Annotated in this window: 22 protein-coding genes and 1 other annotated feature; of the genes, 1 reads left to right on the top strand and 21 read right to left on the bottom strand. The window is 43.1% G+C overall.

What is annotated here, in order from left to right:
- Positions 1–215: 215 nt before the first annotated feature.
- Positions 216–1,280, top strand: coding sequence for a LacI family DNA-binding transcriptional regulator (locus GC093_RS13770; protein ID WP_171652447.1), 1,065 nt, complete (start codon positions 216–218; stop codon positions 1,278–1,280).
- Positions 1,281–1,483: 203 nt separating this feature from the next.
- Here GC093_RS13770 and GC093_RS13765 read toward each other — a convergent pair whose 3' ends face one another.
- From GC093_RS13765 to GC093_RS13665, 21 genes are all read right to left on the bottom strand, one after another.
- Positions 1,484–2,182 carry a PIG-L deacetylase family protein gene (locus tag GC093_RS13765; protein WP_171652446.1) on the bottom strand — a complete coding sequence of 233 codons (699 nt, stop codon included), beginning with the start codon at positions 2,180–2,182 and terminating at the stop codon, positions 1,484–1,486.
- 150 nt (positions 2,183–2,332) lie between these two features.
- On the bottom strand, positions 2,333–2,533 hold the full coding sequence (locus GC093_RS13760; RefSeq protein WP_171652445.1) for a copper ion binding protein: 201 nt from the start codon (positions 2,531–2,533) through the stop codon (positions 2,333–2,335).
- A gap of 96 nt (positions 2,534–2,629) precedes the next feature.
- Positions 2,630–3,772, bottom strand: a complete 1,143-nt coding sequence (locus GC093_RS13755; protein ID WP_171652444.1) for a VanZ family protein — start codon at positions 3,770–3,772, stop codon at positions 2,630–2,632.
- A 357-nt stretch (positions 3,773–4,129) separates the two neighbouring features.
- Positions 4,130–4,315, bottom strand: coding sequence for a hypothetical protein (locus tag GC093_RS13750; RefSeq protein ID WP_216624625.1), 186 nt, complete (start codon positions 4,313–4,315; stop codon positions 4,130–4,132).
- Positions 4,316–4,370: 55 nt separating this feature from the next.
- The gene (gene bioB, locus GC093_RS13745) at positions 4,371–5,369 is read right to left on the bottom strand and encodes a biotin synthase BioB (RefSeq protein ID WP_171652442.1); all 999 of its coding nucleotides are present in this window, start codon (positions 5,367–5,369) and stop codon (positions 4,371–4,373) included.
- A 1,008-nt stretch (positions 5,370–6,377) separates the two neighbouring features.
- Entirely contained in the window at positions 6,378–7,550 is a 1,173-nt protein-coding gene (locus GC093_RS13740) for an iron-containing alcohol dehydrogenase (protein ID WP_171652441.1), read from the bottom strand.
- A gap of 22 nt (positions 7,551–7,572) precedes the next feature.
- On the bottom strand, positions 7,573–8,586 hold the full coding sequence (gene pdxA, locus GC093_RS13735) for a 4-hydroxythreonine-4-phosphate dehydrogenase PdxA (protein ID WP_171652651.1): 1,014 nt from the start codon (positions 8,584–8,586) through the stop codon (positions 7,573–7,575).
- The gene (locus GC093_RS13730; RefSeq protein ID WP_171652440.1) at positions 8,586–9,914 is read right to left on the bottom strand and encodes a four-carbon acid sugar kinase family protein; all 1,329 of its coding nucleotides are present in this window, start codon (positions 9,912–9,914) and stop codon (positions 8,586–8,588) included. Before GC093_RS13730 ends, pdxA begins: the two co-directional genes overlap by 1 nt.
- A gap of 148 nt (positions 9,915–10,062) precedes the next feature.
- Complete coding sequence (locus GC093_RS13725) at positions 10,063–11,880, bottom strand: PrpR N-terminal domain-containing protein (RefSeq protein WP_216624623.1); 1,818 nt, start codon at positions 11,878–11,880, stop codon at positions 10,063–10,065.
- Positions 11,881–12,009: 129 nt separating this feature from the next.
- A complete protein-coding gene (locus GC093_RS13720; protein WP_171652438.1) occupies positions 12,010–12,432 on the bottom strand; it encodes an SRPBCC domain-containing protein in 423 nt (140 codons plus the stop codon).
- 22 nt (positions 12,433–12,454) lie between these two features.
- Entirely contained in the window at positions 12,455–14,170 is a 1,716-nt protein-coding gene (locus tag GC093_RS13715; protein ID WP_171652437.1) for an ABC transporter ATP-binding protein, read from the bottom strand.
- 48 nt (positions 14,171–14,218) lie between these two features.
- On the bottom strand, positions 14,219–14,677 hold the full coding sequence (locus GC093_RS13710) for a GNAT family N-acetyltransferase (protein WP_171652436.1): 459 nt from the start codon (positions 14,675–14,677) through the stop codon (positions 14,219–14,221).
- Complete coding sequence (locus tag GC093_RS13705) at positions 14,674–15,105, bottom strand: HIT family protein (protein WP_171652435.1); 432 nt, start codon at positions 15,103–15,105, stop codon at positions 14,674–14,676. The genes GC093_RS13710 and GC093_RS13705 overlap by 4 nt, the downstream gene beginning before the upstream one ends.
- Positions 15,106–15,136: 31 nt before the next feature.
- Positions 15,137–15,679, bottom strand: a complete 543-nt coding sequence (locus tag GC093_RS13700; RefSeq protein WP_171652434.1) for an HD domain-containing protein — start codon at positions 15,677–15,679, stop codon at positions 15,137–15,139.
- 73 nt (positions 15,680–15,752) lie between these two features.
- Entirely contained in the window at positions 15,753–17,384 is a 1,632-nt protein-coding gene (gene metG / locus GC093_RS13695; RefSeq protein WP_246314289.1) for a methionine--tRNA ligase, read from the bottom strand.
- A 46-nt stretch (positions 17,385–17,430) separates the two neighbouring features.
- Positions 17,431–17,691: a binding site (T-box leader), on the bottom strand.
- A 72-nt stretch (positions 17,692–17,763) separates the two neighbouring features.
- Positions 17,764–20,190 (bottom strand): beta-N-acetylhexosaminidase family protein, encoded by a 2,427-nt coding sequence (locus GC093_RS13690; protein WP_171652432.1) that lies wholly within the window; start codon positions 20,188–20,190, stop codon positions 17,764–17,766.
- A gap of 41 nt (positions 20,191–20,231) precedes the next feature.
- On the bottom strand, positions 20,232–21,044 hold the full coding sequence (locus GC093_RS13685; RefSeq protein WP_171652431.1) for an HpcH/HpaI aldolase family protein: 813 nt from the start codon (positions 21,042–21,044) through the stop codon (positions 20,232–20,234).
- A 169-nt stretch (positions 21,045–21,213) separates the two neighbouring features.
- Entirely contained in the window at positions 21,214–22,833 is a 1,620-nt protein-coding gene (locus GC093_RS13680; protein ID WP_171652430.1) for an extracellular solute-binding protein, read from the bottom strand.
- Between the two features lie 53 nt (positions 22,834–22,886).
- Positions 22,887–23,771 carry a carbohydrate ABC transporter permease gene (locus GC093_RS13675; protein WP_312886527.1) on the bottom strand — a complete coding sequence of 295 codons (885 nt, stop codon included), beginning with the start codon at positions 23,769–23,771 and terminating at the stop codon, positions 22,887–22,889.
- 15 nt (positions 23,772–23,786) lie between these two features.
- Positions 23,787–24,689, bottom strand: coding sequence for an ABC transporter permease (locus tag GC093_RS13670; protein ID WP_171652429.1), 903 nt, complete (start codon positions 24,687–24,689; stop codon positions 23,787–23,789).
- Positions 24,690–24,838: 149 nt separating this feature from the next.
- Positions 24,839–26,872, bottom strand: coding sequence for a helix-turn-helix domain-containing protein (locus GC093_RS13665; RefSeq protein ID WP_171652428.1), 2,034 nt, complete (start codon positions 26,870–26,872; stop codon positions 24,839–24,841).
- Between the last annotated feature and the right edge of the window lie 102 nt (positions 26,873–26,974).

The raw sequence follows: 26,974 nt of genomic DNA, 5'->3' as shown, positions 1-26,974 counted from the left end.
AAATTAATTTATATAAAATCTATTTTCCAACTAAACAAATCCACTTAACTTAATCATTAATCTAAAATATACAAGGTCATTTAACTCATACCATCAACTAAATGGGTGTATTCAATCATTTCGGTTCTATCAGCTTGAATAATGGACCATGCCATAGTAAACTAAACATGTTTAGTTGATTTATATTGTTTTGGGCAAAGGAGTGGAGTTGCTTCATGAAGATGGAGGATATTGCAAGGATAGCCAATGTTTCCAAATCAGCTGTTTCCTTGGCGCTTAGCGGCAAACCAGGTATTAGCGAGGAAACCCGCTTTAAAATATTAAAGATTGTTAAGGAAAGCGGTTATTTACCAAGATCGATGATCAAAGCCGATAAAGTATACGGTTTGACTAAAACACTTCGTTTCGTCGCTTGCACCAATTCAGGGATCGTACTTGAGCAATATTACAAACAGCCTTTTTTCATGGAGTTAATTCATGATATTGAAGAACAATGTCGTTCCCGCGGCTACTCACTTTTCTTCTCCTCTATCCAAACGGACAATCTTGAGGATGCCATCGAAACTATGGAAACTGAGCATGAATCTAATGGGATTATATTGCTTGGCACGAACCTCACCCAAGAGCAAATCCGGCTAATTGCACAAAAGCAGATCAATTTGGTCGTCCTGGATACTTGTCTGGAAACATTCAACGCCAATTTCATTGTTATGAACAACGTAATGGGCGCCTATCAAGCAGGACGTCACCTGCTCGACCTTGGACATCGGCAGATTGGATATGTACAGTCGAATTCTCGCATGTACAATTTCAACTCCCGCAAGAAAGGCTTTCTGCAAGCCTTAGCTGAGGAACAGTTATCGGTGGATGACGAGCATTTCTTCTCGGTTTCTCCGACAGTTGTGTCTTCCCAAGATGAATTTATACAGAAAATAAAGGCCTTGAAAACTCCTATGCCAACCGCCCTCTTCTGCGAATGTGACTATATAGCTATTAGCACTATCAAATCGTTGAATGAGCTAGGAATCCGTGTTCCTCAGGATATCTCAATAATTGGATTCGATAACATCCAGGAATCAACAATCATAACACCGGAATTGACCACCGTTCACGTAGAAAAGGGCAAAATAGCCGAGCTAGCGGTTACGAAGTTATTCGATATGATCGAGAACGGGGATTCGGTTAAAATGAAGTCGTTCATCGACACTCAATTGGTTGTCCGACAATCCTGCAGAGCTGTAGGTGCCGCTGAAGCTCAACCTTCATTGTTGAGTTATTGAACATCCGAATTTCATTCTTATCATGCGTGGTTGAAATGAAGAAAAAGCTTGACGGACTTGATATCCGCCAAGCTTTTTCTTCATTAACAATTTAGGTTGTTTCACAGTGAACCCGTCGGTCGAGCGTCCACCACCAAACCTCATCGGTTCCCATACTGACACCGGCTTTACATAAACACTTTACTCATTGCCGGCTTTCTCTCTCAATTTAAGTCATCCAACACGGATAATTCCTGTTTTTGCGGCCAAAGCACACCTCTTTCCCAACACAATACAAATGATTCGTATCTTCGGTTTTCAGGAAATGAAGATAAATCACCAAAATAACGTTCGATAGCCAATAGTTGCGAAGCATGCGCCCGCAGTGCATTTGCTTTCATTTCCCACTGAGGCTTTGTGTCGATGATAATAGAAGGCTCGTGTCCTTGCTGAAGCAAAGTATTGGACATGCAATAATATAGCTTTTGCACAGAAGGACATTTGCCGCTGAGTACCGCTGCTGTAGTCACTTTGGAAATGGACATATGATCGGGATGAAAGTTACCACCATCCTCTGGAAAGCTGAAAACAATTTGGAGCTGATGCTTATTAATAAACTCGGCCACTTGTTCTATAAAGAGGATCTCATCCACTTGATTCAATTTACCATCCGGATGACCCAAATGCTCTATATCCGTCAATCCCAATATTTCAGCAGCTTGTTGCATTTCATGAACACGTAATGATGCAAGCTCCTCATTCGACAAGTGAGCGACATGACCGTTTTTCTTACCCGCATCACCTTTGGTCGCAAGCAGAAGAACCGGCCGCTCTCCTTTATCGACAAGCTGTCTTATCAAACAAGCACTTAGAAAGGTTTCATCATCTGGATGTGCGTATATAAAGCCGATAGTATGTGTCAATGGTTTTCGTCTCCTTACAAGGTTTTCCTTATGTTAGCATAACGTTAATAGATATCATACCATTCTCCACCCCAAGCAGTGTCAGAAAAAGCTGACCTTCAAAGAAAGTCAACTTAAACAGTGATAGATTATATTTACTCCATTAAAAATTTATTTAATATCATAACCTTGATCCTCGATTGCTTCTTTAATAGTTTCCAGCGATAGCTTACTTTCATCAAAGGCAACTGAGACCGAATTACGGGAAAGATCTACCTTGGCGGAAGCTCCTGCTTTTTTAACAGCTCCTTCCACTGACAGCACACAATGGCTGCAAGTCATCCCTACTACTTTTAGAGTTATATTCTGCACGATGGATTCCTCCTTTTAGTTCGCAATAACCACACTAACTACGTACACTTTACCTGATAGTAATCCATGTTCTATAATCCATTAATATTATCCAGTTCATGTGTCTATGCCAAGGTTTCGAACGACAGCCGTTTCGCTAAGCCTCTCATAAAAAAAACGCCTTTTTCTCTGAAAAACAACCACCACAAAATGCGATACAAACACAAGCTGCATTATAGTAAAGCATATAAATAAAGTGTAGGCTACATAACGATTCTGATCCATTTCGGTTATTACCACGCTTAGAATAAGATAGCTGAGTCCACCATACCCATAAAACAGCGAACCATTGCGAATAATAATCTCTTTGAACCGTAAACGCGGCTGATTACCAGCGATCCGAAGTCGCAACAACCATAATCCAAACGTGCACCCATTCGTTATATAGGGTAATGCAATAGAGTAACCCAGGATCACCACAAACATTGTAAGCGGATATTCCAGAAGCATAGCCATCTTGCCCAGTTTAAATTGGTTTGGTATGGATATACCCGCAACGATCCACATAATCAACCATCCGTCGATTAAAAAAGCAAGCATACGATGAATGTACCCGACAGGCTTGATTCCCCAATCGATATGTTGATCCAGTGCTTCTTTCCGAGGAAAAAGGAACAGCAGCACAGGAGCTATCCAATAACCGGCAAGCACGCCCGACGTATTCAATAGCAAATCGTTCACATCAAAAATCCGATAAGGGCAGTTATATATACCATATAGACCCGTAAGCTGAGTGACTTCAAAAAACAAAGAAACTAGGAATCCTGCGCCTAGAGCAACAAGCCATTTTCTTCTAAAATAATAACGAATGTACACACCTAGCGGCAGAAGCAGGATAAAGTTAAACACAACCTGCTGAAAGGCCCTTTCATGTAATACCTTCGAATAAGTAGAAGGGTCCTCCCAGACGACTTGGGTCTCTTTCATAAAATCAAATACAAAAGTAAATAAAAGCAGCGTGTAATATTTCGTTCCAGGCAATTGCTGTGAGCACGTATCTCTCGTTTCAGGCAAAGGTAAAATAACTAAATAGTAGGCTGTTAGCATAAATAAAACAAAAGAATACATAAGGATCATCCTGAATACATTCACGTAAGCGTAGCGCCAATAATTATATATTAAGGAAGGGATTGTCAACAGCAGCGCAATTAAAGGAAACGTAATCAACGCGGCTTTGATGGGAAGCAGATGAGATCCCAAGACATGCTCCCTCCTCATTATGGTAGTTAAGGTACTTCTTAAGTATTTCATCTTTTTATGGGAATTATCAAAATGCCGATATAGGTATCAGAGTCGTTCGTTAAATCAGACCAAATATAAAGAAAAACCGCCATGGATTCATCCTGACGGTATTATTATGTGCGTACATATATGTTTGTGCAAAATTCATCATTTCACGGAACTACGATGCTTTATTTTGCCTCCTACCTGCCGAAATGACTACATTTCATCCTAATAGAGCATCGTACTTCCGTTTCACTTAAATGAACACGCGTGCACTTCAAAATAGCGTACCTCATTTCCTCTACCTGTCAATATTTGATACTACGTGAAGCTCTATTCAGAGAACTTAGCTTCAATCCTAAGGCTACCCCCTTCGCGCATCACTTCAAGTATGTCAGGCTGATGGGTGAATCCAATGTAGTTATTGGATGACATGTTGAGCAGCTTTCGTTCCCCGCGCACCATATCGCCAGGAGATCCGAAGACCGAGCCACTTGAAGCCAAGAGACACTCCAACATAGGATCAGCCCACTATTCAAGTTCTTTTTCCATCCAGTTCATGCTCGATACCGCCTTAAAGGGCATTTAATTCAATCTCAAAACCCAAATCCTCAATAATTTGATGATCAGCCGATACGTCTTGGCCTGCTGTCGTTAAATAATCACCTACAAAAAGCGAATTTGCGGCGAACAGCGACAAAGGCTGAAGTGTACGGAGGTTAACCTCACGGCCGCCCGCCACACGGATTTCTTTAGACGGACATACGAAACGAAACAAAGCTACTACCTTCAATGCTTTCATAGATGATGTGCGGCCTGCATGCTCCAGAGGTGTTCCTGGTATCGCATTCAGGAAATTGATCGGGATCGAATCGCTATCTAGTTCACGGAGAGAAAAAGCCATTTCAACAATCTCTTGATTCGTTTCGCCCATGCCAATAATGACACCTGAGCAAGGGGACATGCCGTGTGACTTTACCTTTTCCACAGTTTCAACACGTTGATCGTATGTATGGGTCGTCGTGATGGAGGGATAGTTGGCTTTGCTGGTGTTCAAATTGTGGTTATATCGATGGACGCCAGCTTCAGCAAGACGTTCAGCTTGATCGTCCTTGAGAATGCCTAGACATGCGCAAATTTTTAGTGGCATTGTTTTACGGATTTCTCTAACCGCGTCCACCACTTGATCCAGCTCCTTATCTGTCGGACCCTTCCCGGCCGCAACAATGCAGTAGGTTCCGGCTTTACGTGCCATCGCTTCTCGTGCGCCTGAAAGCAACGTGTCTTTATCCAACAGGGTATATTTTTTTACCGGTGCCGTCGAAATGATCGATTGGGAGCAGTATCCGCAGTCCTCAGGACACAAGCCGCTTTTGGCGTTAATGATCATGTTCAACTTCACTTTTCTACCGTAAAAATGTTTTCTCACCTCAAACGCAGCCTGCATGATCAGCAGTACCTCATCATTGTCGGCTTCGAGCACAGCGAGCCCTTCCTCTAATGTTAAACATTCTCCACGTAATGCTTTTTGGGCAAGCGATTGCCACTCCATCTCCGCTGCAATTGTTTTCATCTCAATCATCCTCCCATAGGTTGCACTGCAAACGCCTCTTTGTCAGGCACGAAGTGTATTGTTTTTCATACGGTTTGCATCAACGTCTCAGAAGTCGCTTCGGGTGCAAACAAGGAAACTAACCAAGGACCTCAATAATCATTTAATTGTAAACTTAAATAACATAAATTAGGTTAACAATAATATTTGGTAATTCTAGCAGACCTGAACGCCTCTGTAAAGACAATACAAATAAAAATTTTGAGATAAAACATCAAAGAACCCTTCTGTACGGGTCACAGAAGGGTCAATCCACAAGGATCACCCTTGATAGCTCTGGATTTTGTCGTGTTTAGGGTCACTCATCCGACTATCCCTGCCAATTTTGTGCACCATGCCTCGTGCATTTGTCTACAGATTCCTTCAGTTTCACCTCACTGAATCCTTGCTCGACCGACCGCCATGCAACGCCGCAACGCTCTCCCGGGATTCATGTTCGTGACTTCCAACATAAAAATGACACCCTAGCAGGACGTACACAATAACAAAGTAGAGGCTAGAAAAGACCGCTATTTTTATAAAATTTTCTTCTTTCAAGAAGATAAACGTTTGTTTAGTCCAAGGGGATTAGTGCGTTTGTCAAGGTTGAGCGAAGCAAAGTATAAACTTATCTTGCCTATTCAACTCAAAAAAGGGCCTCTCGGCCCTTCTTCTAAATTTGTTTTTGAAGTTTATTGTACATGCGCAGCTGATCCACTAACTACAATCTGGGTGCCAAACACTACAAACCATTAGGATGTTGCCATCCAAATCTTCGAAATTAAACCAGTGTCCATGCTCTATCCCTGTTATAATTTCCACCTTCTGCGATTTCATAAATTCATAGGCTTCAATTATATTATCCGTATTAAAATGAAACATCGGGGTCTTAAAAACATTATTTTCCGAATAAATTTTGCTATGCCAATTTGATTCTTGATCGGACTTGACAATGCAACCCCCACCTTCTGTTTCGTGTTCACTCCACGATCAGAGCGCCACCAATAATTTCCTATACAGAATGCTAATATCATCCATTCCGAGCGCCTTGGGATTGTTATTTAAGAGACGGGTTACTTTAGAAGCAGCGAGTGTCAGAGAATCAATATGCTCCTCTTGTACACCATAATCCCGCAAGTTCTGCGGAATATTCAACACACGCGTCCATTCGGCGATACGTTCAATAACAGCTTCAGCCGCCCTGGAGCTAGAAGGCTCCAAAACCTCAGGCAGCTTCATCACCGAAGCAACAACTGCCAGACGGTCTTGAATGGCATCCATATTATATTCCATAACATGAGTTAACAGCATCGAGTTCGCTACTCCATGCGCAATACCGAACTTGCCACCCAATGGATAAGCAAGCGCATGTACAGCAGCGGTTCCCGAGGAGGACAAAGCCATCCCTCCATACATCGATCCTAACAGCATCCTCTCTCGGGCTACTACCGAGTCCCCATTCTGATAAGCCTCAACAAGGCTGTCAGATATAAGCCGAATAGATTCAAGAGCAAACATATCGCTTATCGGATTAGCTTTATTCGAAATATAAGATTCAAGTGCATGCGTGTAGGCGTCCATGCCGGTAGCAGCAGTTATCGAAGGAGGTAGACTTAACGTCAACAAAGGGTCCAACAGTACAAGCTGAGGATACAGATGCCTACTGACTACCGCCAGCTTCAACTCCTCCTCAGGTAATGTGACAATGGCATTAGGCGTAACCTCGGAGCCTGTACCCGATGTTGTAGGAATGAGCACCATTGGGATTCCGGCTTGGCGAACCAAGTCCGTCCCTAACATTTCGCGAATTCCCATGGGGTTAGTGAACATTACGGAGAGCAATTTAGTTGCATCCAGCACACTGCCCCCGCCGACACCGATCAGTACGTCGAAGCTTTCTTGTGACAATAGATTATAAATTTCAGTCAATTGAGCTTCCGTTGGCTCTGGCTTAATTCCTGCAAATAACTGACAGCTAATCCCTACTTGAAGCAAATTACTTTTGAGCGTATCGAGAAAACCTGATTTCTGGATAGACGGCTGGGAGATGATTAGTGCCGACCTAACGGAACCGAAAGTTGTGCTTATATAAGCTGCTGTCTGCTCTGCCGAATGGCTGCCGGCTACAATTTTTCCAGCAGTCTGAAATTGATAAGTATTCATAAGCTTTCACACCTCATTTTTATTAAAGCGAGCTGCCTGCACTTGCTTTAGGCGCCATCTCTGCCGCTACCCGAATTGCCGTTAACAAACTTTGTTCGTCCGCTTTATTGAGCCCTGCTATATCGAAGGCGGTTCCATGATCTACGGATGTACGGATAACGCCCCCTTTAAGCCCTGCTGTAATGTTAACTCCAGATTCAATACCAAGCACCTTCACCGGTGCATGCCCTTGATCGTGATAACATGCCACAACCATGTCAAAGTCTCCGCGAGCAGCGCGGTAGAACAAAGTATCTGCTGGATAAGGACCGGTCACGCAAATCCCCTCAGCTTCTGCACGTTTAATGCCGGGAACAAGCTTCTCTTCTTCTTCGCCATTTCCGAACAACCCATTTTCGCCTGCATGCGGGTTAATACCACAAACAGCAATACGTGGTGCGGACATGCCTGCTCGGACTAATGTATCATGGGCAAGCTTTACGACCTTATAGGTTCTTTCCGGATTAATCATCTCGATAGCCTTCAACAACCCGACATGAGTGGTCAAATGAATGACCTTCAAATTTGGTGTATACAGCATCATCGAATAATCCTCTGTGTCCGTTAAGCTTGCCAGTATCTCCGTATGGCCTGGATATATATGGCCGCCCTTATGCAGCGCTTCCTTGTTTAATGGAGCGGTGCATATCGCATCAATCTGACTCCCCAAGGCTAGCTCAATTGCTTTAGCCAAGTAGTGAAAAGCAGCATTGCCAGCTGCAGCCTGTACCTGTCCAAACACTAAATCCGATGGCAACAGATCCAAATCAAGGACCTCAATAACGCCGTACTCGTAATGCGCATCCGAAACGTTATCAACGATCTTTACAGCAGCACTGCTATTGACGATATGAACAGCTCTCTCTATCATTTTTGCGTCGCCGATAACGATAGGTTTACAAATATCATATAAGGACTGATTCTGCAGCGCTTTCACAATAATTTCAGGACCAACACCCGCCCCGTCTCCCATAGTAATTCCAATGATAGGTTTAATCATCTTATTGTTGCCTCCTGTCGTAATCGTTCAATTGCCCGAAACAGCACCTGCTCGGTTCCGAATCCACCTGATTTGGTTATTGCATTAACACTCGATTTCTCCCCAATCAGCAGCCCTATGGGCACACCGCTTTCTATCTCGTCCAGAAGATCAAAGCGTGAGGCTTCCCAATGCAAGCATACCTGCTTAGCTGTATCCCCTCCGGTCATGATAACCCCTTGCAAGGAGTAATGATTCATTAGATAAACAGCAGCTTCACCCAGCGTATCAGCTATCCGCTGACTAACTGCTGTAGGGTTAAGCCCAACACGAATACCTGCCTCGTTTGCCTCGTCAATGTCAGTCTTATCTCCTGAACTGAATATCACTACATCCAGCCCTTGCTGTAAAGCTTGCTCCGCCTCCCTGCAAACTCGGTCAAGCTCCAACCCTTTCATCGTGCTCCCCTCAACTGCTGTATGCGACTGAAGCTTAACCGCCTTGACGGAATCATGATGATTCAGTAAGAAATCCAACTGCTTCCTAGACTGTTCATTTACACTACCAATAACTAGAAGTACCGATTGTTTGGGAATCGTAGCAAGCTCATCATTTTGCTCTAAGCAAATTGCAGGAACATCAGATTTGGATAACGGCACATAGTTGGCCAAACCAGCTGAACCGGCCCATACTACGTTAAATTGAGTTTGCTCCAAGCAGCTTGCTATAGTCTTCAAATCAGCATCTGAAGTAGTATCGAATACTACATACCGAATTTGCTGATTATGAAACAGATTTAGCTTCTGCTGTATATAAGCGATACCCTTCGATATATCCATGTAACCGATATGTCCAATTGTCCGGCCAGTTTGTGAACGGAGCAGCGATGGAATATGGGATTCCCTTACTGGTGTTTTTGGATCAATTCCGGCAGCGGTCTCATGAACTGGCTTACCATTTACATAAAGAATACCATCTCTCACCAACCGTCCGCTTTGCGGAAAGGCAGGTGCAATCCCGATGAAATCAGGAGCAAGTGCATCATAAACAGCATCCAGCTCTGGGCCTATGTTACCTCTCATCGTTGAATCCATCTTTTTATAAATAACCTTGCAGCCACTCTGTTTGATGTATTCGGAAGCTGCGCGGACCTGCATGTACGCTTCTTCTTGACTAGATGCTCTGCTATCTGTATCAATGACAACAGCTTCAAGCATTTCTCTGTCATTAATGGAGGCATCGCTACCCAACTTGAGAAGTACGGAAGTCCTCAAACCGCGGCGAGCCAATTGCACCCCTGTATCATTGGCGCCAGTTAAATCATCGGCAATTATTGCAATTTCCAACATTCCACCTCACCATCTAACTTTTCTTTATTCTATATATTCTAATTTAGTATAAGATACATCATTATGCAACAATTAATTTTTAATTTATTCAAATCACTAAATAATGTTGCATAATGGAACAATCAATCCGTTTATTTGCAAAAATCTATGACTCATTTTGCTTCAGTTTCCTCCACAGCGTAGATCGATTAATTCCCAGCCGTTTGGCTGCCTTGGATTGATTCATTTCCTCTTCTTCCATAACAGCAAGAATGACATCTCTCTCAATCTCCTCAAGAGTCTGATTGAGATTGATTGTGCTGGTGCTGATGTTCACTTGTGCGTCAGCGTAATTTTTAGCATGGTTAAGTTTCTTTTGAGCTATCAGCAGATCTAAAGTAGCATCATCGATGAATTCGCCATCTGAGGTTTGTACGAGCCAATCAACCGTTTCTTTAAGTTCAATGAAATTTCCTGCCCATGGCTGCTGTAGAAGCGCATCCAGCACAGAAGCCCGCATACCGACAATCTGCTTCCCCGTCGTTTCATTTGCTTTGGCTATAAATGACCTGAGCAACGCTTCCAGTTTCTCGCGTCTTTCACGAAGTGGAGGAAAGAATACAACGTTGCTTTTAATCAACTCATGTAAGCCTGCCTCCAAGCTTCCTTCTTCATATAAGATGGCCGGATTTAGATCGAAGGATAAAATCACCTGTGCACGTGAAGCTGTTATCCAAGCTGTCAACGATTTTTGATGAACCGCATCTATCTTTTCAATCCCCTTGAGGTAAAGTACGGTCGCTTCATCCATCTGCAGCAATATATTTTGAAGTCCATCAACGGAACGCTTGCCCGATTTCAATAATTCAACTTCAATGAAGAGCCTGTGCCCGGAGGCGGACTGTTCGTTCTGTATCCGAGTTACACTCCATTGCCGCTTCCCCGTTCCCTTCTCCCCGTACAAGGCTATTGGAAAATCACCGCTTCTTGTTCCGATTCCTTCAGAATCTCCATTCACAACATTATCACGCGATAATAGGAGCGGATAACTAAGCATTTCTCCCATTGAAAAGCTTACTCTCAGTTCACTTTCCATAGAGGATAGAGCGTCCATTTTCATATAATACAAACCGGATTCTTGTGTGTACGGCCCTGCACTCAGGATAAAAGGATGTAAAGGCTCGCAAACCGTAATGACCTGATCAAACACCACTCCTTTCTTCAAACAATGAAGTAAACGAGTAATGTTAGAATTCCGTTCTGGAAGCTCTCCTTTTGAAGGATCGAGGGATATACCCCATTGCGAACAGAAGGTATCATTTCCATATTGAAAATGGTTATTTTCGTCAAAGACAGCAAAACCCGTGTCCAGTTTATTCAGCAATTGTTCATATAGCGTGCATTTCTGCTGATACCTTGCAGCGATTACCTGCATATACCGAGCCTGAGCAAAAGCCTCCAGCACCGATTCCTTTCCCGAAGTTATCAGCACACCTTCAAGACCCATATCCTGCGCCATCCTTACGGTAACCGTATCCCCCAAAACCATGCTGATACCCGATTCCTTGGCTCTAGCCAAAGCGCTTCCGACTTCGTTCTCATGTTCGATTACGGTATGTGGAATCTCAATATCCATAATCCGCGACACCGCAACAAAACCATCGATAACATTAGGAAAACCAATCATCTCCACTTTGGATTGGGAACCCTTCACCAGTGTAATAATCCGCATGATATCATAACCGGAAACTTGAATATCAATAACAGGAATACTGACATGCTGACGCAAAAGCCTAGCAGTTCCACCACGGCTAATAATGACATCGTATTGGCCCTCTTCGATCTGTGCTACCATCGGCAGCACCTCGGATAGATCGCCTTGCAGCATAGTAATGCGGAAATCATGTAATTCTTCCTTTAAACTTGTCGTTAGTTCTAATAAACCCTTATAGGGCGCTATTACTAGTGCTTGTATAATCATCATTCATACCTCGTTGCAATTTGATACACCTATTATAAAGATATGCTCATAAAAATAAAAGCACCTTCCTAATGAAGGCACTTTGCAACAACATGATTCAATATATAGTACTCCATTCAAGGTGCTATCCATTTATACACTGGACTCTGAGATTTGCATAATAACATGCTCCCAACGGGCTTTCATTTCCTCTCTAACTGCTGCATTTTCAAGCTTCTCCTGATGAAAGCTAAGAGTCGTCTTGATGGGGCTGGTGGAAATAAGTCTAATTTGTAATGTAGACGGCTGGGACCATCCAGCTTTGTGCCAAGTCAAGCGCAGCTGTTCATATGGTTTAACAACCCGCAGCTCACCGGATGTCCCCTCCTCTGTTAAATACTTCTCGCCTCTTTGAAGTTTCATCGATGAGATGCTGCCTAACCATAGTTGGAGTCCGTCTAACGATGAGATTAACTCCCACGCGCGTTCTTTAGAAATGGGAAGGGGCCTTCTAACTCCAATTTGATAGCCTACAGACGCAGTAAGGCCAACCGGTTTCGGTTCCTGGTTTATCATCCATCCACTCTCCAATCTTGTATTAAGATCCGAATTGGGCTTTGTGCAATCGACTGTATACCCCTCCAGCGGCAATTAGCTCCTGATGTCTTCCCTGCTCGGTCACACCTTTTTCCGTAACGACCACAATCCGATCCGCATTCTTAATAGTTGCCAGCCTGTGGGCAATAACGAGTGTAGTTCTACCTGCTGAAAGCTCGGCGAGTGATTGTTGAATCGCAGCTTCTGTCTCTGTATCAAGTGCTGAGGTTGCTTCGTCGAGAATTAAAATCGGTGGATTTTTCAGAAACATCCGCGCAATCGCCAAGCGTTGCTTCTGACCTCCTGAGAGCTTAACCCCTCGCTCCCCGATAACCGTTTCCATACCTTGAGGCAGCTGCTTAATGAAGTCCTCTAGTTGTGCTCTTTTTGCTGCTTCCCAGATTTCTGAGTCGGTTGCTTTTAGCTTGCCATATGAGATATTTTCTTTAATTGTACCTGAGAATAGAAACACATCCTGTTGAACAATCCCGATCTGTTTGCGCAGCGAGTTTAAGGTCATGTCTCGAATGTCGATGCCATCTATCAGGATGCTTCCACTGTTAACCTCATAAAACCGGGGCAATAAGCTGCATATGGTAGTTTTACCTGCACCTGAGGGTCCGACGAAAGCTATTGTTTCTCCTGCACGAATGGAAAGATCACTATTGCTTATTATTTTTTTATCATCTTCGTAACCAAAGGTAACCGAGCTGAACCGAATATCCCCATTTAATTTCTTCACATCAATTGCATTAGGAGAATCTGCTATATCCGGTTCCGTATGCAGGATCTCGACATACCTTTTGAAGCCGGCAATACCTTTGGGATAACTCTCAATAACAGCATTGATTTTCTCTATCGGACGGAAAAATACATTGGACAGAAGCAGAAAACCAACAAAGCCCCCGTAGCTCAGCTCTCCTCGGATGACAAACCACGTACCACAGATCATCACAAACATGGAAACCAAGCGCATCATCATATAGCTAACGGACATACTTTTAGCCATAATCTTGTATGCAAGCAGCTTCGTTTCTCGAAACCGCTTATTATTGACTGCAAACAATTCCTTCTCATACTCTTCATTGGCAAAAGATTGCACTACGCGAATACCTCCGACATTGTCCTCAACACGCGCGTTAAAATCCGCGACATCCCCGAACAAACGGCGGTAAGTAGTAGTCATTTTACGACTGAAGAAAATGGCCAGCCAAGCCATAAATGGAATGATCAGGAAAGTCAGAATAGCCAGCTTCCAATTGATGAAGAGCATTAAGATAAAAGCTCCAACCAGCGTCATAATCGCAATAAAAATATCCTCAGGTCCATGATGAGCAATTTCGCCGATTTCATTGAGATCATTCGTGATTCTCGAAATCAAATGACCCGTTTTATTGTTATCGAAGAAACGGAACGAAAGCTTCTGAATATGCTCGAACAATTTCTTGCGCATATCCGTCTCAATGTTTATGCCCAGCATGTGTCCCCAATAAGTAACAACAAACTGCAGCACCGTATTCAGAACATAAACCCCAAGCAATCCCACGCATGCCCATATTATCAATCCCCAATCTTTACCGGGCAGCAGCTTATCGACAAATTGATGGACAGCAAGCGGAAATCCGAGCTCCAAAAGTCCAGCAACTACAGCACAAGTGAAATCTAGAAAAAACAGCTTTTTATAAGGACGGTAGTAGGAGAAAAATAATTTAAGCAAACCTAATCACTCATTCCGTATTGAAATTGAACTGATTGAAACCTTTGATCATAGCCTCTTTTCAAAACATAGACTCATTTCTCCATCCACATAAGGGCCAAACTTTTCTATCGACAAGTAACCGTGCTTTTGATACAGCTGCACCGACTCCGGTTGTTCGGTTCCTGTTTCCAAACGAATCATTTCAAAATGCAAGAGACGGGCCTCATTCTCCAGAAAACTCAGCATACGGCTAGCAATTCCCATCTTTCTATAAGTCCGGTCGACAAAAAAACGTTTTAATTCGGTACAGCTCGCATCCAATGGCCTGATTGCCCCACAACCTACCGCCCTGTTATTTCTATAAACTACAATAAAAACAACATCGTTAATACTAGGGTCTTCAAAATCAATTCCATGAACCTCTTCGGCAGGGTATCTCTCTAATAATTCTTCGTCTAATTGATGAATCAACTGCAGCAGGTCTGGATAATCCGGTTTCACTATCTTGATTTCAATATCATTCATTCAGGCTGCCCCTTCTTAGTTAGTTCTTTAACAATTAATAGCTTCGTTTCAGCAAGGCGTTCCTTCGCATTATGCGTTTCTGAAGGTTCAATCCAAGCAAATCCATCACCTTCATATCTCGGGAATACATGCATATGATAATGGCGTAAATCGTTAAATATGCCTCCATTTTGAATCATGGTTATCCCGTCAGGAGAAAATACTCGCTTCAGGATTGTTGACATTTCCGAGGAAACGTTCATGATAGCGGCTCCAGTTAGCCCGTCCAGCTCATCTGGATCCAAATAATGCTTCTTAGGCAAGATTAATAGATGCCCTTCATTGAAAGGGTCAATATCCAGCAGACAGGTTACAAGTTCATCCTCATATACGATTTCTGAGCTCTCTTGGCCATTAGCTAACCTACAGCCTAAACAAGTTAAGGACATTAAGAATCCTCCCTTCCCCAATTTTTTTTTTTCAACCACCATTTAATCCCGCACGCAAATCTCTAATAAAATCAGATGCAAATTGCTGCATTTCCCTGTATTGAGGCTGGGCTTCAGCTAAGTAGCATGCACCTTTTCCGAGAACATAGGTTTCGAAATATTCCAATGTTTGCTCTAGGCTCTGGCCTCTCGCAGTTCCCGTACATAAGGATTTTACTATTAGATAGGTTTTACCGCCTTCAATCATATGAGCATCATGTAGTAATTTGCCTTCAATTGATTCGGGAACTTCATCCTTCTGAGACTCCCAAGAAACCTTGACAATCTTCTCAATATAAGGCTCCTTTAATCCTTGTTGCCGCAAATATTCCCTAATCAGCTGCTCTTCCATATAGATAAAGCCGTGAAAATAACAACCATACCTAATTAAATCATGATCCGTTATTTCGGGGTAATGTATTAATAGGCGTTGAGCGGAATTAATCATTCTGTCGATATGTGACAGGTCATGCATAACATCCTTTTTTTCGTAAAAAGGCTTAACGAACTCGATAAGATTAACGATGTTAATCATTATAAAGACACCCCCTAATCATTCCTTTCAATGATTATATCTGGAATCGCATTTTTTGGAAATAAAAATACAGTTATTGACCGGACTCACTGCTCAACTTGTTAACTTCCGCTTGAATTTTGCTAATATCGATTCTTTCAAACAAAACCTGTAGAGATTGGATTTTTTGAAGTGGCAGAATCTCCATATAGCCCCAGCTTGATTGTGATATGTTCAAGAAGGATCGGATCCTTTGACATGAAAATGGTAGAAATGGAGAAAGTAAAACGGATAAGTTAGCTATAATCTGAACGCAAGTAAATAAAGTCTCCTTACACTCCTGCGGATTTTCTTTATAATCAACCCACGGTCTTCTTTCATCAAAATATTTGTTAGAGCTTCGGATAAACGTAAATATCGTTTCTAGCGCATCTTTCATTTTCCCTGATTCAATTCGATTTCCCACAAGCTCATACAATTCAATAATTTTTAATCGGATAACTTGATTCATTTGAGCCTCAGGGACCGCACCCTCAAAGGACTTTACAATGAACATCAGATTTCTGTTGACAAAATTTCCGAATGCCCCAAGCAGTTCACTATTATGACTATAAATAAATTCTCTCCAGGAGAAATCGGTATCCCTGTTTTCAGGGGAATTCGTTGTTAAAAAATACCGAATGGAATCTGGATTGTAATTTTCCAATAGATATGGAACCCACACGGCCCAATTCCTACTAGTCGAAAACTTCTTGCCCTCTAAGGTTAAATATTCTCCAGAGATTATTCTATCCGGTAAGTGAAGATTCCCCGAGCCAAGCAATATCGCAGGCAGTATCAAGGTATGAAATGGAATGTTATCTTTACCGTGCACATAATAGGCAATGGTATGTTCAGACCAGAAATGCTCCCAGCTGCAGCGGTTGGCATCTGCCCACTTCATGCTGGCAGACAAATACCCACTGACCGCTTCAATCCAAACATAAATCTTTTTGCCTTCAAACCCTTCAATAGGTACTTCCACTCCCCACGGTAAATCCCTCGTTGCAGCCCGGTCATGCAGTCCTTCGTTTAAGTAGCGTCGAGTTAAGTGAAGCGCATTTTCCCTCCAGCCCGAAGCCTGGTCCAGATAACGTTCTAGCTCCCCTTGAAATTTGGATAGGGCAAGGAAATAATGATCCGAGAATCGAGTGGTCGGACTGCTTTTACACAGCTTGCACTTCTTATCAATCAGTTCAACCGGATCCAGCAATGAGGAGCAAAAGTCACATTGATCTCCACGAGCATTCTGTCCGCAATGAGGACATACTCCTTCCACATATCGATCCGGCAGGAACTGGTCACACTTCAAACAATAGGTTTGTTCAACAGCTTTCTTATAAATGTAGCCATTATTCGATAGTTGAAGAAACAATTGCTGAACGACCTCATGATGGAAGGAATCATCTGTCCTTGTGTACAGGTCATAAGAAAAACCGAGCTTCTCGAAGCAATCAACAAATTCCTTATGATACCGATCTGCTATAACCTTGGGTGAAACCCCTTCCTGGTTTGCTTGAATGGAGATCGGTGTTCCATGACAATCACTACCTGAAACATACAATACATCCTCACCTTTTAACCTGAAATACCTGGCCAAAATATCTCCAGGCAATAAGCTTGCTACGCGACCTAAATGTAACGAACCATTGGCATAAGGCCAAGCTCCACCAATAAAAATGCTCATTTGATTAACCTCCTTTTGTTCAAAACACAAAAAAACTCTCATCCTCATAAAGGACGAGAGTTATACTCACGTGTTACCACCTAATTTTATCAATACCTCGCAGCATTGACCTCTTCAGGTACGACACAATTACGCGCTTATACCCTAGCACTATAACGGGTGCACCCGATACAATCTACTACCTAATGAGGGTTCGATGTACAGCTCAGAGACCATGTTCATTAGACGTTTCTTTACTCCTTTTCAGCTGCCGGAGCTCTCTGTACAAAGAAATAATCCAATTACTCTTTCTCATCGTTGCTTTTAATCCTATACCTATATTATCCAATTATAGTCAGTATGCACCAATTCCGCAATCGGTATAACGGAAATAATTAATTCATGACGCTCCATCAGCTAATCCATTGCGCATGATCCATACCTCGGAAACATTCAACCGTTTGAACCCGCTAACCCTGTTAAAAGTGAGAACCAGGTTTCCATTAGCCAAAGCCTCCTGAGGGATCGGTGATTCTATTTGAGTGCACTGTCCTTGCTTGATTAATATGTTCTCGTGTAGTACTCGACCTCCCTGCGCCGTCAGCGTAACATGATAATCCCGTGATAATTCACTCGCAGTATCCCCTACATAAGTAACCTTCACGGTGTAAGCTGAAGCGGGGTCTAAATGTTCGTATTGAAGAGATAATTGGGTATCAGCTAACGTGTTGGCATGGCGCGTTGAAGCTATAGGTGGAATGGCACTCTCATCAAATGTCCGTTCCGATTGCAATAAATAAATGCCGGGAGCCATTCGCGGGGATTCGAGATAACCTGGATCTTTCTCCCAGCCCTTGCCCTTAGCAACCCTCTGCCAGCCCTTGTAGGAGCCTAAATTATCATAATAACCGCCAGGTCCCGGATTGGTGCGATTCAATATTTCATAAATAGCATTCAGCCTATCCTTCTCATTATCTAGTTTTCTGATGACGGAACTTTGAGCAGACAACCATCTTGAATCGTTCAACGGAAAGTCAATAGCATCCATAAAAGCACCGCGGCCTAACGCTATGGCTTTATGCTTGATAACGGATAACTGCGCTCCGATATTACTGAACAGCTCATCAGCCAATTCCCAGCAACGCTGCTTGAGTGTTTGAGAGACTGGACTTGTCTTCGCTCTTAATAAGATAGCTTCTGACTTCTCCAGCGCGGCAAGTGAGCCAGTGGAAGAGGCCGATTTCAATGCATCCATCGCCTCCATCTCCAGCTCCGTTTCGTAAATGAAGCGGCGTTTTATGTAGGCATCATAATAAGCTCGCAGAAGCCCCATTTGAAAACGGTAATTATTCAAAACTTCGGGAGGAGCTGCCTGTTCCATCATTCTCCATTGATATAAAGTTCGATCTATTCCTTCATTAACGGCTACAGGACCTTCCCAGTTTCTTTCGAGAGCTAACAAGCCCTGTGCAACTCCCTCTGAGAAAGCATCGCCAATAAATAAGCGGGCAAAATCACGCAGTGTTTCTATAGCCTCCGTCTTCGAATCCCAGTCCTGATCGCTCCATATAAATTTATTCACGTCATCGTTGATGCCTTCGGAGTATGAAATATTACCGATAGCATACGATTCCAGCAAATTATGAATATGCTTCTCTGCTAGCGGCCGAGGGTTGATGCTCTCGCGGCCCAAGGTCAGTGCAAACGCAAGGTCCCAGTTAACAACCGGATATTGACAATGGAAATTATGAGTAATATCTTCATAACGGCGAATCGGATATTTCTCTGGGATGCGGCGGCGCAAATCCGGTAATGTAATATCCACATGCGGGCCAAAAACTAATCCTCCCAGCCATTCCGGTTCTTTGTCCACGTTGGCAAGGAAGCCTTCCAGCCATTTAGCGGGCTCATGCGACATTACCTGCGGTGAAATCCATAATTTGGCCTTAGGATGATATTTCTGTAGCAATTCCGCCACTTGCTCTGCCCATACGAATAAGAGATCCGGCTCCAGCTCCCCCGGGTCGCTCCCCGGCATAAACACTGCATGAATATGCGGAACCTTGCTGAATATTTCCTCCCGTTCCAGCAATTCCTCGCAAATCGTTGCCGGATCGGCATAGTTATTAGCCATATTAGGATACCAGACCCAAGTATCCAGTCCGTATGAATCGATGATTTCCGATAATCGGATCATCATGTCCAACGGATCCTCCTGCATCAGCGGTCCCGTCGCATCGTCATCGGTCCGCGGAGGCATAATTTCAATGCTATTGGCACCGAATATCGCAAGCTCCCGGATATATTGCTCAAATTGGCCCACAGACCAAGCATCATAGGCATTCGTTTTGGGACGGTAGCCTAATTGATGCCCTCGGCATGATTGCTTGGGTGTACTGGATATGGATAAGTTCGCAGGTACTTTTATCGACTGCTTCATCAAGCTCGATTTGCGCAAAAATCTGCCAATCCCGTAAAGCATACCTCTTGAATCGGCACCTACGATTAAAACAACCGATCTCTCGCCTTTTGCACCAAGCAGCCTGTACCCTTCTTTCCCGGGATTGGCCAACGTCTGGAGGGCATCCCAGTCCTTAACTATACCTTGCAAGGAAGCTTCTGTCCCCGCCACAATAATAGGTTGATGACCATCTGGCCACTCATGGGTAACCGTTAAAGTTATACCGGTTCTTTTCTCTGTTTCTTCCATTAGCAAGGTTATTGCTTTTGCTTCTGCTCCCTTAAGCCCTACCGGTATTAAAAGTACAGCGTCTGAAAAGTCCCATGGAGCCACTCTTTTACTTGCTGTCTCTTGATTCGGTTTCATTGCGCATCCTCCTGTTATATCTGTATAAGTGAAGGTTAATATTAGATATGGATCCTGTTAGCGGAATCTATCGTTTTATCCCCAAGTCCTTCTTTGATGATCTGAAGATCGCGAGACATACTCTCCATAAAGGCTGTCATATCTGAAGCATGAATGAACAGGTTCATCCCTTCCTTGCCCCATCCGATCTCCTGATCGACTCCGAAAAAATAATGGATGCCTGCGGCAACACCGGCTGCACGAGCTTTCTTAATAATCGTTTCTACAGCCTGCATGAACAAGTGATGACGATATTGCTCGGGAACGCCAAGGCTGCAGGAAAGATCATGCGGACCGATAAGTACAGCATCCAGGCCGGGTACAGCAAGAATTTCGTCAAGCGCATCCAACGCAGGCTGGCTTTCAATGTTCACAATCAGTATATGCTCCCGGTTATACTCCTTTAAATATTCAGCGAGCTGTGGTTCAGCTGTTTCTGTGCCTTCCAGCAGCTTCTGCAATTTCTGTCCTTTAAGCGGCCGCATTTTAACAGCCCCCCGCAGAGCCTGCACCTGTTCCACGGTTTCCACATATGGAGCTACAATACCTGAGGCACCTGCATCCAATGCGATGGTTGCTTGATGAGGGTCCGGATACGGTATCCGGACGATCGGAGCCATCCCAAGCGCTTCATACGTCCGGCACATCCATGAGAGCTGGTCCCTGTCGATAGACATATGCTCGGTATCGAGGAACACAAAATCCAAGTCCAGCTTTTTCACCTCTGCCGGCCAACGGGGAGACGTTGATATGATCAACGTCCCGTAAGCCCTGCCCCCATCTTTCAATCTGGCCAATAAATCCGTACTATTCATCGTTCCATCCCCTTTAGAGGCAGTTCAAAAAAAGCAGCTTTTGAACTTTCCTTATTAGATTTTTACTTTGAAGACTGCTTTTTGTGGCGAACTTCCCGTTGATGCCGTAATAGAGCGGGGCATTGCTAATATGATCGATTATCATCCGGTCTCACCTCAATTCTGTTGATTATTTCAAGCGAGCGTTAGCATCATTGTAAATTTTCTCGATTTCCAATGCTCCTTTGCTTTCCAGCTGTTTGGCAAAATCATCATATTCGCTCAGCTTCCTTGTTCCCATGATGAACTTATCCATTTCCTGCTGTACCAGTGTATCCACCTGGGTTTTTAACTGCTTCAATTTGTCCATCTCTTCTTTATTGAAAGGTGGATCCATTATATTTTGAAAAAAGCCTTTATCCTGATCCATCAATTTACTCCACTTATCCAATTCCGGAGGCGAAATAGCAATCAGCGGTTTTTCATCCACATAGGTAGCGAAGGCTAACAGTCCGGTACCCAGAGCCGATTGCATGGCATGGAACGGATCTTTTTTATCGTTAAATTTTTGCAGGACACTATCCAGAACGACAGGTTTGCCATTGTCCATCTTGTAATGCTCGCCTTCAATACCGAAATTAGTTGCCATAACCCCCTCGTCGCTGTACATCCAATCCATGAATTTGACAACAGCCTTTGGATCCTTCACTTTGGAGCTGATAGCAAACATATGCCACCAGTCCTTCGGATATTCGTAGTTACGAGTCTGTCCTTTACCGTTCTTGAGAATCCGGATTTGTTCGAATTTGGCCTGAGGATCCTTAGCCTGCAGCGCCTTAGTAAAAGTGAGCCCGAATGTGTTGTTATCATAATAGAAAAGTGACTTTCCAGAGCTTAATTTCTCCTGCCACGTTTGGCCTGTATTGACGGCATAATCCGGATCCAGCAGCTTCTCGCTGTACAGCTTGTTCAGATAGGTCAAGACCGGTTTGAAATCGGCGGAATGAGCCGGCCCGTATACGTACTTGCCTCCATTTACGTCAGGATCATAGTAAGTCGGATACCCCGAGCCAAGCGTATAAGCCATGTAAGGTAAAAAGTTCGCAATTCCGTTGCGGAATGTAATCGGATATGTTTCGGGATAAGCTTCCTTGAATTTTTTCAGCACCTGGTACAGCTCTTCGAATGTAGTCGGAGCCTGCAAATTGAGCTTTTTAAGCAGATCGTCACGAATGAGCGGCAGCTGCCCGTAACGAACCTTCCATTTCCCCATAACTGGGAAGCCGTAAAGTTTTCCGTCCACCATCAATTTCTTGATTTCAGGATTTTCTTCCATCACCTTCTTAAAGTTCGGAGCAACGTCCAGATGATCCGTTACAGCAACAAACATGCCCGCTTTGGCTAAAGGTGCCGCGTCTAAGAAATTTGTTTTGGGGATACGGATAATTTCCGGAATATTGTTAGTTGCGAGCAAGGTTTGTACCTTTTCCCCGTAATTCGTATCAGGAGAAGGCTGAAGCTCGATTTTGACATTCGTCTTCTTAAATATTTCTTGTATGGATGGAGAATCCGTTACGATAGGCTGGGACGCACCATCTGGCAGCATTTCCTTTAATGTCATCGGCTGATCAAACAGCTTGCCGCCCGGACTTTTGGCATCAGCGCTTTTTTGACCTTGCCCTTCCACTTTTGGTGTTCCCCCCGAAGCTGGAGCCGTGATAGTGCCTTGTGTGCTGCAGCCAATCAACGCTGTACCTGTTAACACCATACTTGAAATCAAGGAAATGACTTTTTTCTGTTTACTAGCCATAGCTATTCACTCCGTTTCCTATTTTCCATTCGCAATTGAAACACCAAACACAGCTATCCTTTTAAAGAACCCACCATAACCCCTTTTACAAAATATTTCTGGATGAACGGATAGATGGCCAATATCGGAAAGATCGTAATAATGATGACCGCATATTTGATATTCTCAGCAGAGACCAGCACGGTCATATCGGATCCGCTTGCAGCCATGCTCTGATTGCCCATCTGTCCGGCTACGACAATTTTGCGCATAATAATCTGTACGGGAAACAGCTTTGGGTCGTTTAAATAGATCATCGCCGGGAAAAAGCTGTTCCAATGCCACACGGCATAAAACATTGTCATAGTAGCCAATACAGGCATGGAAAGCGGCAGAACAATACGCAAGAAAATGTGCACGTCATTAGCTCCATCGATGAAAGCGGATTCATGAAGTTCATTGGGAATCCCTGAGAAAAAGGTTCGCATCATAATCATATACCATACATTAATCGCCGGAGGCAGCAGGATTGCCCACATCGAATCTAGCAAACCTAGATTGTTAACAACCAAATAATTCGGAATGATGCCACCGTGAAAGAACATCGTTAAGATGATCAGAAAGGTAAACACCGATTTGCCATACAGCTTATTTCTGGATAACGGATACGCGCACAGGGCTGTTAAACCGACATTAATACAAGTACCTAGCAGCGTATACACAAATGTGTTCCCATAGGAGCGAATGATCGCAGGATCCTCTAGGACTGTTTTATAAGCTTCCCAATTGAATCCGGCAGGAAAAAACTTCACATCCCCCCGAGACACCAACAGTCCATCGCTCACAGATATAATAGCCATATAATAAATTGGGTATAAGGTCACAATTACAAGCACCGATAAGAGCAAATAATTGTACCCGTCAAAAAGCCAGGGGCCGATGCCTTTGTTAGTTCTCACAACTCACACTCATTTCTACCATAAGCTGGTTTGGCTAACTTTTCTCGCAATGTAGTTCGCCGTAACAACAAAGCATAAAACAAGGATCGATTGGAAAAATTCAACGGCTGTAGCGAAGCTGAAATCACTGCCAACAAGACCTCTACGGTAAACAAAGGTGGAAATAACATCTGCGGTCTCATAAGTAGGCCCTGTGTACAACAACAGAATTTTTTCATAACCGATTGACATGATGTTCCCTAAATTCAATAAGAACATGATAGTAATCACGGGTGCTATACCGGGCAGAGTTACATGCAGCATCTGCTTCCAACGGTTAGCACCGTCCATGGTCGCCGCCTCATATAGCTGCGGATCAATGGAGGTAAGCGCGGCCAAATAAATAATAGCGCCCCACCCCACCCCTTGCCATATCTCAGAGCTTACATAGATCGTCCTAAACCAACCCGGCTGCATCAAAAACTGGATAGGCTCATAACCAAGACCGGCAATGATGCGGTTAATCAAGCCTTCATTGGTTAAGAAATTAATAATCATCCCACAGATGACGACTGTCGATAGAAAATGCGGCAAATAGCTGACCGTCTGCACAAATTTCTTAAACAGCTTGCTTTTCATTTCATTCAATAAAAGTGCTAAAAGAACAGGAGCCGGAAAAAAGAAAACGATTAAGTAAATGTTCATTAGCACAGTATTACGCACCAGAGTCCAGAAATAAGGATCCGATAAAAATTGCTGAAAATATTTGATGCCCGCCCATTCGCTTCTCCATATTCCTTGAAATACATTGTACTCTTTAAATGCTATTAACAGCCCGAACAATGGACCGTATTTAAAGATTACAAAGTACAACATGGGAAGAATCAACATCAGATAAAGGTACTTGCTCTGCTGAATTAGTTTTTTTCTTTCGCCCATAAATCCGGTCTGTTTAATACTAGGACCTCCTTTCTCTTAAGCTGCCTTATTTGTACCACGGCAGATACTTCAGTTTAAACGTCCATTCCTCGCTTCGTTTGTTCCATTTTGGGAACGTTCGGCAATTGTTTCAGCTTTCCTCCCTTGTTTCATTCTTCCGCTTCCGGCTTGTAGCCCTTATTTTTCCTGAATTCATTGGGAGGTAGGCCTTCAAATTTCTTGAACAATCGAATAAACGTCGTCCTACTGTAAATTCCCACTTGTTCCGAAATGTCACTAATGTTCCGGTCTGTGTTCATCAATATTTCCTTCGCTTTCATAATTCTGATCATGCTTATGTAGTCGGTCAAATTTATGCCTTTCTTTTCTTTGAAAACCTTCGATATATACTTGGAGGAGACCCCCATTTGCTCCGCTATTTTTTCCAAATAAAGATCTTGACCATAATGCTCTTCAATATAAGTTACTATGGTCGAGACCAGCTGATCCGTTTTATAGGAATAGATATTTCTTTCTTTGGACATATCCGTCAGCTCTGTAATAAGAAAATCCTGCCGGGTGTCCGCATGCTCCAAGGAGGTTACCGCATCCTTATAGGACTTCGAAATTCCACTTATACCCGCGTAGATTTTACCGATACCTATATGAATGCTGCAGTATCTGGAATCTTGCCGAAAGGTTTGCACAATGCCCAGCATGGCTCCTCTCAACTCATTCAACCCTTCGTTCTCATTGATATTGACTAGACAGACGAATACATTTTGTTTCGATTCAAGAATATAGGCCGGCACATATTGGGCGACAAAGCCGTCGATGATTTTTTTGATTTTATTAATAATGAGCAGCCTTTCCACATCCTGAATCTCTTCATAAAATGCGGGCTTATAAGAGAAAACAACTTTACAGCATACGAACGACTCCTCATTAAACTGTAGCTCCTCCTTTAACAGCTTCTCCAGCTCTTGCTCATTCACCGGCTTAGTCCCTGAGACAGCATTGAGCAACACATAGTCGATATAGTCCGTCGAAAAGCTATCCAGCTTCTGTTTAAATATGTTGTTTTTTTCGATGATTTGATGAATCCCCATCCCGATCCACTCGAGCTCATTCCCTTTCTTTAACGGCCTGGATGTGTAATCGCTTTCATCTCCATCTTGCATTAAAATATCTCGTATTTTTTGAATAGGACTGTACAGATTATAGGCAAAAACAAACGACAAAACACAACCCACCATCAGTAAAATGATACAAATAGAAGCGACTGTCGCAAAAATTTGAGTCGATTGTTTCGTAAATTCCGTGTAAGGGGTAACCGCATAATAGGTCCAGCCATAGGTACCGGACTTAACGCTTGTTAAAACAAATTTGTGGCCATCGATAAGTAGCTCCCCGCTGCTGATCTGCTCCCTTGTAAAGCCATCCTCGCCTAACCAGCTGTTTGGAGGGATAAGATCTTTAGAGCTGGACCAAATGATTTCCTTGCTGCTATCGAAAATAAGGTAATTAGTCGACGAATAACCGCCGTTTTTTTGGATCGTATTGGCTATTCTTTCAACCGATACGGTCATAACCATGGCCGCTTGATGGCCGTTTACGGTTTTTGCAAACACAAAGGGTATGGCGGTTTTTTCCACTGAATTAGTAACCGTAACTTTAGAAGGTTTCAATTGCTCCAAATATTTATCTGTATTGATTTTACTTCTCCAGAAGCTTTGATCATAAGCGGTAAACTGATAAATATTGTTAAAAAAATAATTAAAATTTTCCAAACCATCCTTCGTGTATACCTTCTCATCGTCAACAAAAACAAAAATGTTATCAATCAACTCACCGATGTTATTGGAAATACGGGCTAGTGTATAAGGAATATTCGGCAAATTCACTCTATCTGCGGGGTCGTAGAGTCTATAGGGGAGTAAATAAGACATGACGTTTTTATCCGAATAAAAGCTGAGGCTGCTCCTTTGAGCCGTTTGTAGATATACGTCAATAAATTCCGCAGAGGCTTCTAAATTGAGTTGAATTTTTTGCTTAAAATCTTTTTTGGCCGTGTCATGAAAATGAATATACAAAAACGCGCCGATAATAAGAATCGGTAAAAGAAAGGATAAGAAATACAGTAATATACGGAGGAACAATCTATTTTTTAGAGGGATATAAGAGCTTAGTTGAAATGATCTCATAAGGCATACAGTCCTTTCATCTGGCTAGAGCTGTGTCAGATCCCGATATTTACAATTTTGCAGCCTTAGTATAATGCATTGATCTTTATTTGGATATCACCA

This window comes from Paenibacillus foliorum (assembly GCF_013141765.1).
Classification (GTDB): Bacteria; Bacillota; Bacilli; order Paenibacillales; family NBRC-103111; genus Paenibacillus_S; species Paenibacillus_S foliorum.
The sequence above is the reverse complement of the archived record's forward strand: the minus strand, read 5'-3'. Positions and strand labels throughout refer to the sequence as shown.